The organism is Exiguobacterium sp. B2(2022), assembly GCF_028823655.1.
Lineage (GTDB): Bacteria > Bacillota > Bacilli > Exiguobacteriales > Exiguobacteriaceae > Exiguobacterium > Exiguobacterium aestuarii_A.
Map to the genome: position 1 here is coordinate 91,228 of NZ_JAPEHX010000001.1, position 13,042 is coordinate 104,269.

A 13,042-nucleotide genomic window follows, 5' to 3' on the forward strand; every position below is an offset into this window, starting at 1 on the left:
TTTAAAATATTTCCTTGATTCCGAACAAAAACTATTGCGTTCTAATTCTCGAATCCCTATACTTAATATTGGCAAGGACATTCATACGTCAGATGTCTGAGCACTGGTAAGTAAATTAAAGGTGGTGAGGCCAATGTCGATTAAGCTCGATCATCGATTGCTCTATCTTCGAGTGATTGAGAAAATTAAGCAAGATATCGACGCTGGTGTCTATCGTGAAGGTGAGAAATTACCTTCAGAGTTCGAGCTTTCAAAGCAACTCGGAGTAAGTCGAGCGACACTTCGTGAAGCGCTAAGAATTCTCGAAGATGAGAAATTTGTCGTGCGAAAACATGGAGTAGGGACATTTATTAGTTCTAAACCGCCATTCACGTCAGGAATTGAAGAGTTGTTCAGTGTCACTGATATGATCACACGCGCAAAAATGACACCAGGAACGAAAGTATTGGTGGCCGAGAAAGTGTTGGCAACAGAGAGAGAAGCCGAGCGTCTCAAGATTGAGCCGAACTCACCGATTTATCGGATTGTTCGAATTCGATATGCGGATGACACACCGGTCGTTTATTGTGTCGACAAAGTGCCGGCCCATCTCGTCTCAAATCCTGAGGCATTGACTGAAGGAAAGTCTTTGTTTGACTCTCTCGAAAAAGAGGTAGGACGTCGAGTCGCATACGCGATCACGCACATCGAACCGAGTGTCAGCTCTGAAATTTCGTCACAACTTCAGACGGACCAACCGTTACTCGCTTTAAAACAATTGCATTACGATGAGAGTGATTTACCATTGCTCGATTCGGCCAACTTTTTCCGAGCAGATCGATTCGACTTCCACGTTGTACGTAAACGAGTGTAACCGAACAGTTTTTGACGGAAGAGTTATTTTTGGGGAACAGCGTGAAAGCGCTTTCTTATACCGGTGTAAAGACTACTGATAACATGACAACAAAATTTGTTATGAACCGAAAGGGGAAACACGACGATGATGAACAAAAAGAAAACGATTCTCTCAGCTTTAGCAGCAGGACTCACACTCTCTACAGTACTCGCAGCATGCGGTGGAGATGACAACGAAGGCGGCTCATCTTCAAACGGCGAAGGCGGCGAGGGCGGCGACTTCAAAGTAGCAATGGTTACAGATACTGGCGGTGTTGATGACAAATCATTCAACCAATCTGCTTGGGAAGGTCTCACGAAATTCGGTGCAGACAACAACTTGACTGAAAACGAAGGATACAAATACCTTCAATCAGCTAAACAAGCGGACTACCAGCCAAACTTGCAACAATTGGCTCGTGACAACTTCAACTTGATCTACGGTATCGGCTTCTTGATGGCTGAAGACGTACAAAAAGTTGCTGAGCAGTTCCCGGACAACAACTTCGCAATCGTTGATATGGTTGTTGACGCTCCGAACGTTGCTTCAATCACGTTCAAAGAGCAAGAAGGTTCATTCCTCGTTGGTGTCATTGCCGGTCTCACAACGACAACTGATAAAGTTGGTTTCATCGGTGGAGTAGAGTCAGACTTGATCAAGAAGTTTGAAAATGGATTTAAAGCGGGTGTCATGGCTGTTAACCCAGAAGCAACAATCGACGTGAAGTATGCAGAAGACTTCAACTCGGCTGAAAAAGGAACAGCAATCGCTTCAGGTATGTACGGTTCTGGATCGGACATCATCTATCACGCAGCTGGTGGTACAGGTGTAGGGGTATTCACAGAAGCGAAAAACCGTAAGAAGAACGGCGAAGAAGTTTGGGTAATCGGTGTTGACCGTGACCAGTACGAAGAAGGTCTTCCAGAAGACGTTACGTTGACTTCAATGGTCAAACGTGTAGATACAGCTACTTATGATGTATCGAAACAGACGATGGACGGAGAATTCCCAGGCGGCGAAATCATCGAGTTCGGTTTGAAAGATGACGGCGTCGGCATCGCTGAAACTTCTGACAAACACGTTTCACAAGAGATTCTCGATAAAGTTGAAGAATACCGTACACAATTGGTTGACGGAGAACTCACTGCACCAGCAACTGACGCTGAGTTCGAAGAGTTCATGAAAAACGTAAAATAATTCATTTGAGTGAAGGGGGGACCCATGTGGTCTCCCTTTACTTAAAGTTAGGGGTGAACTTCCTTGGAATATGTAATTGAAATGCTAAATATTCGCAAAGAGTTCGGTACGTTCGTTGCGAACGACAATATCACACTCCAATTGCGCAAAGGAGAAATCCATGCACTTCTCGGAGAGAACGGAGCGGGGAAGTCGACGCTCATGAACGTGTTATTCGGTCTCTATCAGCCTGAAGGCGGGGAGATTCGTGTGCACGGAAAGAAAGTAGATATTGAAAACCCGAACATCGCCAACGAACTTGGGATCGGGATGGTCCACCAGCACTTTATGCTAGTTGAAAAGTTCACGGTCACAGAGAACATCATCCTTGGACTTGAGCCAAAGAGTGGTGTGACGATTGACCGTGCGACAGCCCGTAAAAAGGTAATGGATATTTCAGAACAGTATGGACTTAAGATTGATCCAGACGCGAAGATTGAAGATATTTCAGTCGGCATGCAACAGCGTGTAGAAATCTTGAAGACGCTCTATCGTGGGGCGGATATTTTGATCTTCGATGAACCGACGGCAGTGTTGACACCACAAGAGATTCAAGAACTTATCCAAATTATGAAACGTCTGATTGCTGAAGGTAAGTCGATCATCTTGATCACGCACAAGCTGAAGGAAATTATGCAAGTCGCAGACCGTTGCACGGTCATTCGCCGCGGACGTTATATCGGTACCGTTGAAGTGGATGAGACAGTTAACGAAGATAGTCTTGCTGAAATGATGGTCGGACGAGAAGTCAATTTTGATGCAGAGTATTCGAAAGCCGACCCGCAACAAGTCGTTCTCGACGTTCAAGGACTTGTCGTTAAAGACAGTCGTGGTTTGAAAGTCGTCGAAGGATTAGACCTTCAGATTCGTGCTGGAGAAGTACTCGGGATTGCCGGAATCGACGGCAACGGTCAGACAGAACTGATTGAAGCGATCTCTGGGCTCAAAAAACCGGAGTCGGGTAAAGTTTTGCTCAACGGAAAAGACGTGACGGGTCATACACCGCGTAAAATGACGGAAGCTGGCATCGGACACATTCCACAGGACCGTCATAAACATGGTCTCGTCCTTGACTACTCGATTCGTGACAACATGGTTCTTCAAACGTACTACAAAGAACCGTTCTCGAAACGAGGACTCATGAATTATAAAGCAGTGGCAGAGAAAGCGAAGGCGTTGATTGAGAAGTTTGACGTCCGAACTCCATCCATCGACGTTCCTGCGCGTGCCCTTTCTGGTGGTAACCAACAGAAAGCAATCATTGCCCGTGAGGTCGATCGTTCACCTGATTTACTCATCGCAGCACAGCCGACGCGTGGTCTTGATGTCGGTGCGATTGAATTCATTCACGAACAACTCGTCAAAGAACGTGAAAAAGGCCGTGCCGTCTTGCTTATTTCGTTCGAGCTTGATGAGATTTTGCACGTATCCGACCGGATCGCCGTTCTTTATGAAGGAAAAATCGTAGGAATTCGTGATCCGAAAGAGACGACGGAACAAGAGCTTGGCTTCTTGATGGCCGGCGGTCAGAGAGGGGACGACAAAGAATGAAAAAATTAAGTTTAAATCAACTTCTCATTCCATTCCTATCCATCATTTTAGGACTTCTCGTCGGAGCCATCGTCATGTTGATTGGTGGATACGACCCGATTCAAGGCTTTATCTCCTTGTTTGAAGGGATGTTTGGAAGCCCATATGCCGTCGGAGAAACGTTACGAGCAGCAGCACCACTTATCTTCTCAGGTCTCGCGGTTGCCTTCGCATTCCGGACCGGGCTATTCAACATCGGGGTAGAAGGTCAAGTATTGATCGGATGGGTAGCAGCCGTGTATGTAGGGATCAATTTCGATTTGCCGATGTTCATCCATTTACCGCTTGCACTTCTCGCGGCGATGGTCGCGGCAGCACTCTGGGCGTTCGTTCCTGGATTCTTAAAAGCGAAGTTTTACGTTCACGAAGTCATCACATCCATCATGATGAACTATATCGCGCTTTACACGACGAATGCGATTTTGCGTAGCGTCATCGGCGTAACGAACGAACGTACTGACTCAATCAATGAATCGGCATCGCTTGCGTCACCTTGGTTGCAAGAGTTGACGACGTACTCACGTCTTCACTGGGGTGTCCTCGTTGCAGTACTCGCGGCGATTGTGTACTACTACATTCTTCAGCGTACGACACTCGGTTATGAGTTGCGTGCGGTCGGTTTCAACAAACATGCCTCTCAATATGCAGGGATGAGCGTTGACCGTAACATCGTCCTTTCGTTTGTCATCTCAGGGATGTTCGCAGGTCTCGCCGGTGCGATGGAAGGTCTCGGGACGTTCGGTAGTATGACGCTCTCTGCATCGTTCACAGGTGTCGGTTTTGACGGGATCGCAGTAGCCCTTCTTGGTGCCAACACAGCGATCGGTGTCATTCTCGCAGCGATTCTATTTGCTGGATTGAACATCGGTGGATTGGCGATGCAGCTCGGTGCGAACGTACCGTCTGAACTTGTTAAAGTCATCATCGCAGCAATCGTCATCTTTGTGGCATCTGGTTATGCCATCAACTATGTCGTTGAGAAACTTAAAGGAAATCGTAAGAAAGGAGTGGAGAAAAAATGAGCTTCTTAGAAGTCCTCTATATCGTCGTACCGGTTGCACTTGCCTATGCGACTCCACTCATTATCGCAGCACTCGGTGGGATTTTCAGTGAGCGCTCTGGTGTCGTCAACATTGCCCTTGAAGGGATTATGATCATCGGTGCTGCAACAGGGATCATCACGACGCTCACGTTAACAGACTTAGGAGCCGGTGTATTTAGCCCATGGATCTCCTTGCTCGTTGCGATGGTAGTCGGTGCGCTCTTCTCGCTCTTCTTGGCTGTCCCTGCCATCCTATGGCGTGCAGACCAAACGGTTCTTGGAGTAGCGATCAACATGCTTGCGATCGGTCTCGCCATCTTCGTTGTGCGTGTGCTTTACAACAAAGGTCAAACTGACTTTATTGAGTACCGTATTGCGAAGGAGAACGTACCATTTTTATCAGATATTCCTGTATTAAAAATGTTCTTCATTAACGTGCAATACACGTCATTCGTTGCCATCGCTTTAGCGTTTGTCGTCTGGTTCGTTATCTTCAAGACGCCGTTCGGACTACGTCTTCGCTCAGTCGGGGAACACCCGATGGCCGCTGACACGATGGGGATCAACGTCACAAAAATGCGCTTCATGGGCGTCACCGATGGCCGCTGACACGATGGGGATCAACGTCACAAAAATGCGCTTCATGGGCGTCATGCTTTCTGGTGCGTTTGGTGGTCTTGCCGGAGCGGTATACGCCGTCACGGTTACGACGAACTTCAGTGGAACGACAATCGTCGGTCAAGGATTCTTGGCGATTGCCGCAATGATCTTCGGGAAGTGGAATCCACTCGGAGCGCTCGGCGCTGGATTATTCTTTGGGTTCGCCCAAGCGCTATCGATTATCGGAAGCAACTTGCCTGTCATCAATAACGTGCCGCAACTATTACTTTTGATTGCACCTTATGCCCTCACGATTCTAGCGCTCGCTGGACTCGTCGGTCGTGCGGATGCACCGAAGTCGGTCGGTATTCCATATATTAAAGGAAAACGTTAATCCGGAATAGGACATATGTCCATTATGAAAAGGTTGTTTGGTGCTTAAGCCGAACAACCTTTTTTGTTATACTTGGCTAGAGCTGTCATGATTAGAATGGAACGGAGAAGCGGATCAAAAAAAGACATATCGGTCATTTGACCAATATGTCTTTCCAAGTTTATTCGTACTTCAATGCATCGCCATCGAACGATTCGTCTGCCACTTTGATTGAATCGGTCGGGCACCCTTCGAATGCATCCATCATGTCTTCGTACAACTCGTCAGGGATTTCCACAGTACCTGTGTTGTCATCCATCAAGTTGAATGCGAGACCTTCATCATCGTAATCGTAAATATCTGGTGCTGCTGCGCCACAAGCTCCGCATGCGATACATGTATCTTTATCGACGATAGTAAATTTTGCCATGATAATAACCCTCCAAACGGTTCGTTTCTCTTAGAAATCAATCTACTGTCTACGAGTAATTGTAGTCTACATACCCAATTATTTCAATGAGGAAACGAGTGTCTTTTTGGTAGGATAATGATTTTTTTAAGGATGTGACGACTTGGTTCATTTAGCAGATGGAGTTTTACTGCTGGCCATTAAGCGATTAAACGGGGAACGGAGTGAACGTAGCCTGTTCCATGTCTTGAACGGAAAGCGCTCGGCCACGACGTTACAAGACGCGTTCTTTTATGAGCTAGAGCCTGTTTTTGGTCAATTTCCTCAAACGACGTACTCATATGAGTCTTTATTAAAAGGATTTGAAAAGCGGGGATGGTTGGACCGCAAACAATTTAAACTGACAGAAGCGGGAAACCTATTGTCTTCACCTGAAACGGTTAAAGATTTATTCAATCGTTTAGGGGGAGAGCGCCGTGATTATAATGCGACGACGTGGAAACGTTTGAGTCTCTTTGTCCAGACATTCATGTCTAGGGAACATGAGAGGGCCTTTTATCCCGTTCAAGCCGATCGACCCGCGGAACAGTGGGTCAAACAGTTGTTACAGATTGATCGAGATTGGAAAATCCTTATGCAAACATTCCATCATGAGATTGAGGCAGCGCTTGACACCATTGGAGATCCATATGCGACAGCGGTCGTCTATCGATTCACGGGAGCCTTTGAGACCGGTCTGACCTATGAACAAATCGCCAGTCTTCTTGATGTCGACGCGGAGACGGCTCGCCTCTATTTTTTAGCAGGATGGAATGAACTGTTAACTGTGTTACCGAAAGAGGCGAAGCTTCGGGGCTTCACGTATGGGTTGTCGACTGAGCGAATGACCTTTTCGGCACGTGAATCGTATGATCTCTTTCTCAAAGGCTATTCGTTTCAACAAGTTCAGTCTCGCCGACGACTACGAACGAGTACGATCGAGGATCATGTGGTGGAGATGGCAATGTATTTAGACACCTTTCCCCTCGATCAATTTGTGCCGAGCGACGATATCGTCACCATCGAGAAGCTGCGAGACCCAGAGAGCTGGGCTTTGAAACCTATCTTCGAAAAGATGGGCAACGTGAGTTACTTTCAAATACGCCTTGTGTTCGCAAGGTTGAAACGAGGTGAGACATTTGTATGAATCGACATTGAAACGCGTGTTCGGATATGATTCATTTCGTCCTGGACAGCATGAAATCATCCATTCCGTTGTAGAAGGGCAAGATGTATTAGCCGTCATGCCGACAGGGGCAGGGAAATCGTTGACGTTTCAACTCCCTTCGTACATCAAAAATGGGGGATTGACCGTCATCGTCTCACCTCTCCTCTCTTTGATAGAAGACCAAATGCTTCATATCCGAGAGCGGGGAGAACGTGGTGTCGCACGTTTGACGTCGATGGAGTCTTCTGAAGAAAAACAAGAAATCATCAATCACTTGAAACGTTATCGATTTTTATATCTCTCCCCCGAACAGTTGGCCGTTCCGTACGTTACACGCGCACTCTCAAATGTGAAGATTCAAATGCTCGTCATTGACGAGGCGCACTGTATCTCACAATGGGGTCATGAGTTTAGACCAGAATATGCGCGCTTAGGCGAACTACGCAAACAAATCGGGAGTCCTCAATGCATGGCCGTCACAGCGACGGCTCCTGAGAGCGTGAAGCAAGATATCATTGAGAAGTTGGCACTCTTTTCACCGGAGCAGTTCGTGCATTCCGCGAATCGACCAGAAATTCGCTTGATGGTCGAACGACTTGAAAAAGAGAAGAAACTTGAACGGCTAAAAGAATTGGTGAGAGACGTTCCAAAACCGGCAGTCGTCTATACGGCGACACGTCGAGAAGCGGAAGCGTTGGCATTTGAACTAGACGACGCGTTATTTTATCACGGCGGCATGTCAACGGAAGACCGACGACTTGTCCAATCTCAATTTTTACGGAATGAAGTGTCGGTCATGGTGTGTACGAGTGCATTCGGGATGGGCGTGAACAAAGACAACGTTCGTTCTGTCATTCACTATCAAATCCCTGCAACGGTGGAAGCGTATATGCAGGAGATTGGACGAGCGGGTCGTGATGGAGAGCCGGCGTTTGCTGTCCTCCTCTATGCGGATGGAGATGAACGCATTCAACAATTTTTGATTGATGGTCAATATCCAAAAGACGAAGAGATTCGCCTAGCATACTTTGAGTGTGAAAATGGCACGACACTTTCGCAATTACCCCGCTTATTGAGGATGAACGAAGAAGACCCGAAATTCCTTCTTTTAAAGCAGATGCTGTCTGAACGCTCGCTTCAAGATGCGCTCGATTGGGTAAAAGAAAGAAAACGTGATCGCTATCGTCAACTCGGACAGATGATGGATTATGCACTTATCCGAACGTGCCGACGTGATTATTTACTCCGTTATTTTTCGGAGCCGACAATCGACCAAGAGGAATGTTGTGATGTGTGTGGGACAATTGAGTTCCCTGAGACACCGCAAATCGTTCGAAAAAATGTGACAGAATGGAAAATACGGTTGACGCAAATCTTTTCCTTTGAATAATATCATAGTAAAATGATAAAAAAGGTAAAGGAGGGCATACGTTGCGACATCGGAATCAGGCAGATTCTTTACGCGAGCAGTTGGCGGACACGCTGCCGTCTCGATCGGAGAGGCAAGAGCATGAACGGAAGAGGAAGTTGAATGATAACTTGATGAAGCGCCCGTTGGCGATGACTCTAACCTTCGCCATGTTAGCGATTATTCTCATTTTCATATATATCGGGCGAGATGCCATTTTTTAAGAAGGGTGCGGACATGGTCCGTGCCTTTTTTTATTTTTGGAAAATACTCGATTGCACAATAAAAGGGGTAAACCTTTTCAATTGAGGATATACTTATATCATAGAACGAATAGGAGAGGAGGGCGGAGATGCCGAAATACTCCATTAAAACCGTGGCGACGTTGACCGGTGTCAATCCAACGACCATTCGGGCTTGGGAACGGCGATATCAATTTATCGTACCGAGCCGGACCGAATCAGGTCACCGCCTGTATTCAGATCAAGATGTCGAGAAAATTAAATGGGTGGTAGACAAGCAAAAAGAAGGGTTGACGGTCTCACAAGCAATCCAACAACTCCACCAAGCTCCTGAACCAGAACCGACGTCTGCGAAGCTTTACGATGAAGAGTTAAAGGATGCTCTGCTTCAGGCATTGCTTTCTTTTGATGAGCGGACCGCGCATGATTTAATCAATCGTGCGTTCAATACGTTCAGTTTTGAAAAGGTCACAAAAGATATCATTGGACCGTTACTGATGGATATCGGTTCAAAGTGGGAGCAAGGAACGATTACGATTGCCCATGAGCACTTCGCCACGGCGTTTTTACGGGCACGTCTCTCTACGTTGTCACTTCAAATGCCGATGAACCCGTTTCTTCCACGAGTCACTTGTGTCTGTGCACCGGGTGAGATGCATGAAATCGGATTGTTGTTTGTCACACTTTATTTGCGCCAACATGGGTACGACGTCATCTTTTTAGGAGCGGGCTTCCCGAAAGAAGATTTAAGCAAGGCGCTGCACGACATCGACACATCTTGCCTTATTTTCGCATGCACGTTAACGGACCATATCCCGAACTTGTTAGAGGCGATGCACTATATTCAAGAAGAGCACCCTACATTAAAGATTGGGGCGGGTGGATACGCGGTCAGCCTCGAACGGAGTCGGTTCGATGATGCATTTCTTGGTGATACGCCAGAAGAGTGGACGAAATGGTTATCAACTATTTGACACGGGATTAAAACGGGAGTAGCTTATTAGTAGGATTGAATATTCACTGGAGGTTTTCGATTGAGATTTGAAAAACAAACAAAAGAACATCTTCGTGTATATGTGACTGCGAATGAGCTTTCGTTACGTGGGATCGCTATCGATACGATCGTGGGGGAAAACGGTCAACAGCTGTGGAAAGAGTTACTTGAAACAGCAGAGAGTGAATACGGATTCTCTCCACAAGGAGCGGTCGATTTGAATGTGACGATGTTTCCTCGTGATGGTCTCGTCATCGATGTTCAAAAAGGTGAGGCCATAGCAGAGCTTGATGTCGAGCAAGTTGAGATTCGACTCACAATTGATGTCATTCATCATTTGATTTATCAGTTTTATGATATCGAAGATGTGATCAACGCGTCGATTCAATTGTTTCCACATATACATGAAACTGAGCAGGGTGGAGCACTTTATCACTATGAGGGACGGTACTATCTCCACTTCGTGGAAGTGCTCCCTGAGAAAGTGGAAGAACGTCTCGCTGCCATTTTGTCCGAATATGGTAAAACGACTACGGTCAGTCCGTACGTCATGATGGAATATGGAAAAACGATTCAAACTGAACAGGCCGTGAAAGAGCTGTACGATGCATTCGCATAAGTACGGCTTTTTTACTTTTCTGTTTCTATTGTTTTTGACATGTCCGTGTTATGATTAGACATGAATTTTCAGTAGTTAGTTGAAGGAGAGATTGGAATGAAGGTCGCTGTATTGTATGGTGGAGTGTCAGGAGAACGTGAGGTATCCCTCACAAGTGGACAAGGAATGATTGAGGCATTGACGGAGCGTGGCCATGAGGTCACGGCAATCGATTTTCATCCAGAACGCGCGAACGAGTTATTGACGTTAGATGTCGATGTCGTCGTCAGCGCATTACACGGGAAGTATGGTGAAGATGGTCGCGTCCAATCGTTGCTAGAAATGGCGGGAATCCCGTACACAGGGTCAGGTGTCTTGGCATCTGCTCTTGCGATGGATAAGGCGCGAGCGAAAATCATCTTCGCAGCATCAGGCATCCGTGTGGCACGCGACGTGTTAATTGAATCTGTGGATTCGATTGATGCAAAAGTAGCTGAGTGGGGAAATGAGTTTCCATGTGTTGTCAAGCCTGCACAAGAAGGTTCTTCGAACGGTTTGACGATTGCGATGGACGAGTCGATGTTACGTGCAGGAATTGACCGAGCATTTGCATGTGATTCAGCGGTACTTGTTGAACAGTACATTAAAGGAAAAGAATTGACGGTACCGGTCATCGGAAACTTCGGGAAAGAGGAAGCACTTCCTGTCATTGAAATCATTCCAAAAAATGAGTTTTACGACTATGAGTCGAAGTATACAGAAGGTGGTTCGATTCACGTATGTCCAGCCGAAATCTCGGATGAGTTGACGACGGAAGTGCAACAAGCGGCAGTCATGGCTCACCGTGCGCTCGGTTGCTCAGGGTATTCACGTTCTGATTTCCTTGTATCGGAAACGGGAGAAGCGTATATTTTAGAAACGAACACGTTGCCTGGAATGACGCCGTTGAGCCTCTTCCCGGACAGTGCAAAAACAGTCGGGATCTCGTACGGTGAGCTTTTAGAACGCTTTATGGAGCTAGCACTCGAACGTGAGTCGAAGTAAGACATCTGGATCATTCCATACTTCAAGAAAACGCTTTCATTATTTTTGTAAAACCCTTTCAAATTGAGCGCGTATCAGCTATACTTTTAAACGAATACGAGGTTAATTCTTGGGGGAGAATTGACAATTTAGGGGAGGAAACCTTCATGATTACGGATCAAGAAAAAGGTCATCAAAAACGAAAAAACATCTTGGAATCGACACAAGAGGTGATTCACGAAGCTTTAGATAAACTCGGCTATCCAGATGAGATGTACGAGTTGTTAAAAGAACCGCTTCGCATGCTGACCGTTCGGATCCCAGTTCGCATGGATGATGGCTCGACGAAAATTTTTACGGGTTATCGCGCTCAACATAACGATGCGGTCGGACCGACAAAAGGGGGAATTCGGTTCCACCCGAGCGTAACTGAGGTAGAAGTCAAAGCATTATCTGTATGGATGAGTTTAAAGGCGGGGATTGTCGACTTGCCATACGGTGGGGGGAAAGGCGGAATCGTCTGTGACCCACGTGAAATGAGTTTCCGTGAAATCGAACGATTGAGCCGTGGTTATGTGCGTGCCATTAGCCAAATCGTAGGACCGACAAAAGATATCCCTGCTCCGGACGTGTTCACGAACTCACAAATCATGGCCTGGATGATGGATGAGTATAGCCGAATCGATGAATTCAACTCACCAGGTTTTATTACAGGTAAACCGCTTGTACTTGGAGGTTCGCACGGTCGTGAAACTGCGACTGCGAAAGGTGTAGCTATCATGATTCGAGAGGCGGCACTCCGCCGTGGCATCGAATTGAAAGGTGCCCGTGTCGTTGTTCAAGGATTCGGGAACGCGGGTAGCTTCCTTTCGAAATTCATGTACGATGCAGGAGCAAAAGTGATTGCGGTCAGTGACGCGTATGGCGCGATCCATGACGAGAATGGCTTAGATATCCCTTACCTGTTAGACCGTCGTGATTCATTCGGTACGATTTCGACGCTCTTCAAAAACACAATCTCGAATAAAGAGATGTTAGAACTCGACTGTGACATTCTCGTGCCAGCTGCTATCGAGAATCAAATCACGGAAGATAATGCCGATGCCATTAAAGCTTCCATCGTAGTGGAAGCGGCGAACGGACCGACGACGAACGAAGCGACGAAAATCTTGACAGAGCGCGGGATTCTCCTCGTTCCGGACGTATTGGCATCAAGCGGCGGGGTCACGGTCTCTTACTTCGAATGGGTACAAAACAACCAAGGTTATTACTGGACGGAAGAAGAAGTCGAGGAAAAACTTGAAAAAGTACTCGTTCATTCGTTCAACACGGTTTACAACACATCTTCAGCCCGCAAAGTCGATATGCGTCTCGCTGCCTATATGGTCGGCGTACGTAAGATGGCGGAAGCGTCACGTTTCCGCGGTTGGGTTTAAATAAAAAAGT

At 46.7% G+C, this 13,042-nt stretch carries 12 protein-coding genes and 1 pseudogene; 12 read left to right on the forward strand and 1 reads right to left on the reverse strand.

Going from position 1 to position 13,042, the window contains the following annotated elements:
• Window positions 1-133 precede the first annotated feature (133 nt).
• From ON063_RS00480 to ON063_RS00500, 5 genes and pseudogenes are all read left to right on the forward strand, one after another.
• Window positions 134-853 carry a GntR family transcriptional regulator gene (locus ON063_RS00480; protein ID WP_074034655.1) on the forward strand — a complete coding sequence of 240 codons (720 nt, stop codon included), beginning with the start codon at window positions 134-136 and terminating at the stop codon, window positions 851-853.
• A gap of 129 nt (window positions 854-982) precedes the next feature.
• Window positions 983-2,071, forward strand: a complete 1,089-nt coding sequence (locus ON063_RS00485; RefSeq protein ID WP_271305269.1) for a BMP family lipoprotein — start codon at window positions 983-985, stop codon at window positions 2,069-2,071.
• Between the two features lie 63 nt (window positions 2,072-2,134).
• Window positions 2,135-3,661, forward strand: coding sequence for an ABC transporter ATP-binding protein (locus tag ON063_RS00490; protein ID WP_214745406.1), 1,527 nt, complete (start codon window positions 2,135-2,137; stop codon window positions 3,659-3,661).
• A complete protein-coding gene (locus tag ON063_RS00495; RefSeq protein ID WP_274663879.1) occupies window positions 3,658-4,722 on the forward strand; it encodes an ABC transporter permease in 1,065 nt (354 codons plus the stop codon). The genes ON063_RS00490 and ON063_RS00495 overlap by 4 nt, the downstream gene beginning before the upstream one ends.
• A pseudogene (locus ON063_RS00500) lies at window positions 4,719-5,736 on the forward strand (ABC transporter permease). The gene ON063_RS00495 and the pseudogene ON063_RS00500 overlap by 4 nt, the downstream one beginning before the upstream one ends.
• Window positions 5,737-5,896: 160 nt before the next feature.
• Here the strand turns inward: ON063_RS00500 and ON063_RS00505 are convergent.
• The gene (locus tag ON063_RS00505) at window positions 5,897-6,145 is read right to left on the reverse strand and encodes a ferredoxin (protein WP_074034651.1); all 249 of its coding nucleotides are present in this window, start codon (window positions 6,143-6,145) and stop codon (window positions 5,897-5,899) included.
• Window positions 6,146-6,287: 142 nt separating this feature from the next.
• Here ON063_RS00505 and ON063_RS00510 point away from each other — a divergent pair, with 142 nt between their 5' ends.
• The 7 genes from ON063_RS00510 to ON063_RS00540 all read left to right on the forward strand — a co-directional run bounded on the left by ON063_RS00510 (window position 6,288) and on the right by ON063_RS00540 (window position 13,032).
• A complete protein-coding gene (locus tag ON063_RS00510) occupies window positions 6,288-7,310 on the forward strand; it encodes a helix-turn-helix domain-containing protein (RefSeq protein WP_274663880.1) in 1,023 nt (340 codons plus the stop codon).
• Window positions 7,294-8,721, forward strand: coding sequence for a RecQ family ATP-dependent DNA helicase (locus tag ON063_RS00515; protein WP_274663881.1), 1,428 nt, complete (start codon window positions 7,294-7,296; stop codon window positions 8,719-8,721). The genes ON063_RS00510 and ON063_RS00515 overlap by 17 nt, the downstream gene beginning before the upstream one ends.
• Before the next feature lie 41 nt (window positions 8,722-8,762).
• Entirely contained in the window at window positions 8,763-8,963 is a 201-nt protein-coding gene (locus tag ON063_RS00520; protein WP_074034648.1) for a hypothetical protein, read from the forward strand.
• Window positions 8,964-9,091: 128 nt separating this feature from the next.
• The gene (locus tag ON063_RS00525) at window positions 9,092-9,955 is read left to right on the forward strand and encodes a MerR family transcriptional regulator (RefSeq protein WP_214745396.1); all 864 of its coding nucleotides are present in this window, start codon (window positions 9,092-9,094) and stop codon (window positions 9,953-9,955) included.
• A gap of 60 nt (window positions 9,956-10,015) precedes the next feature.
• Entirely contained in the window at window positions 10,016-10,594 is a 579-nt protein-coding gene (locus tag ON063_RS00530; protein ID WP_274663882.1) for an adaptor protein MecA, read from the forward strand.
• A gap of 96 nt (window positions 10,595-10,690) precedes the next feature.
• Complete coding sequence (locus ON063_RS00535) at window positions 10,691-11,617, forward strand: D-alanine--D-alanine ligase (RefSeq protein WP_214783688.1); 927 nt, start codon at window positions 10,691-10,693, stop codon at window positions 11,615-11,617.
• Between the two features lie 146 nt (window positions 11,618-11,763).
• Window positions 11,764-13,032 carry a Glu/Leu/Phe/Val family dehydrogenase gene (locus tag ON063_RS00540; RefSeq protein WP_015881453.1) on the forward strand — a complete coding sequence of 423 codons (1,269 nt, stop codon included), beginning with the start codon at window positions 11,764-11,766 and terminating at the stop codon, window positions 13,030-13,032.
• Window positions 13,033-13,042 lie beyond the last annotated feature (10 nt).

Bases quoted from the DNA above. Each gene is read 5' to 3' on its own strand.
- ON063_RS00485 (WP_271305269.1), top strand. From the start codon at position 983: ATGAACAAAAAGAAAACGATTCTCTCAGCTTTAGCAGCAGGACTCACA.
- ON063_RS00525 (WP_214745396.1), top strand. From the start codon at position 9,092: ATGCCGAAATACTCCATTAAAACCGTGGCGACGTTGACCGGTGTCAAT.
- ON063_RS00495 (WP_274663879.1), top strand. From the start codon at position 3,658: ATGAAAAAATTAAGTTTAAATCAACTTCTCATTCCATTCCTATCCATC.
- ON063_RS00540 (WP_015881453.1), top strand. From the start codon at position 11,764: ATGATTACGGATCAAGAAAAAGGTCATCAAAAACGAAAAAACATCTTG.
- ON063_RS00535 (WP_214783688.1), top strand. From the start codon at position 10,691: ATGAAGGTCGCTGTATTGTATGGTGGAGTGTCAGGAGAACGTGAGGTA.
- ON063_RS00505 (WP_074034651.1), bottom strand. From the start codon at position 6,145: ATGGCAAAATTTACTATCGTCGATAAAGATACATGTATCGCATGCGGA.
- ON063_RS00480 (WP_074034655.1), top strand. From the start codon at position 134: ATGTCGATTAAGCTCGATCATCGATTGCTCTATCTTCGAGTGATTGAG.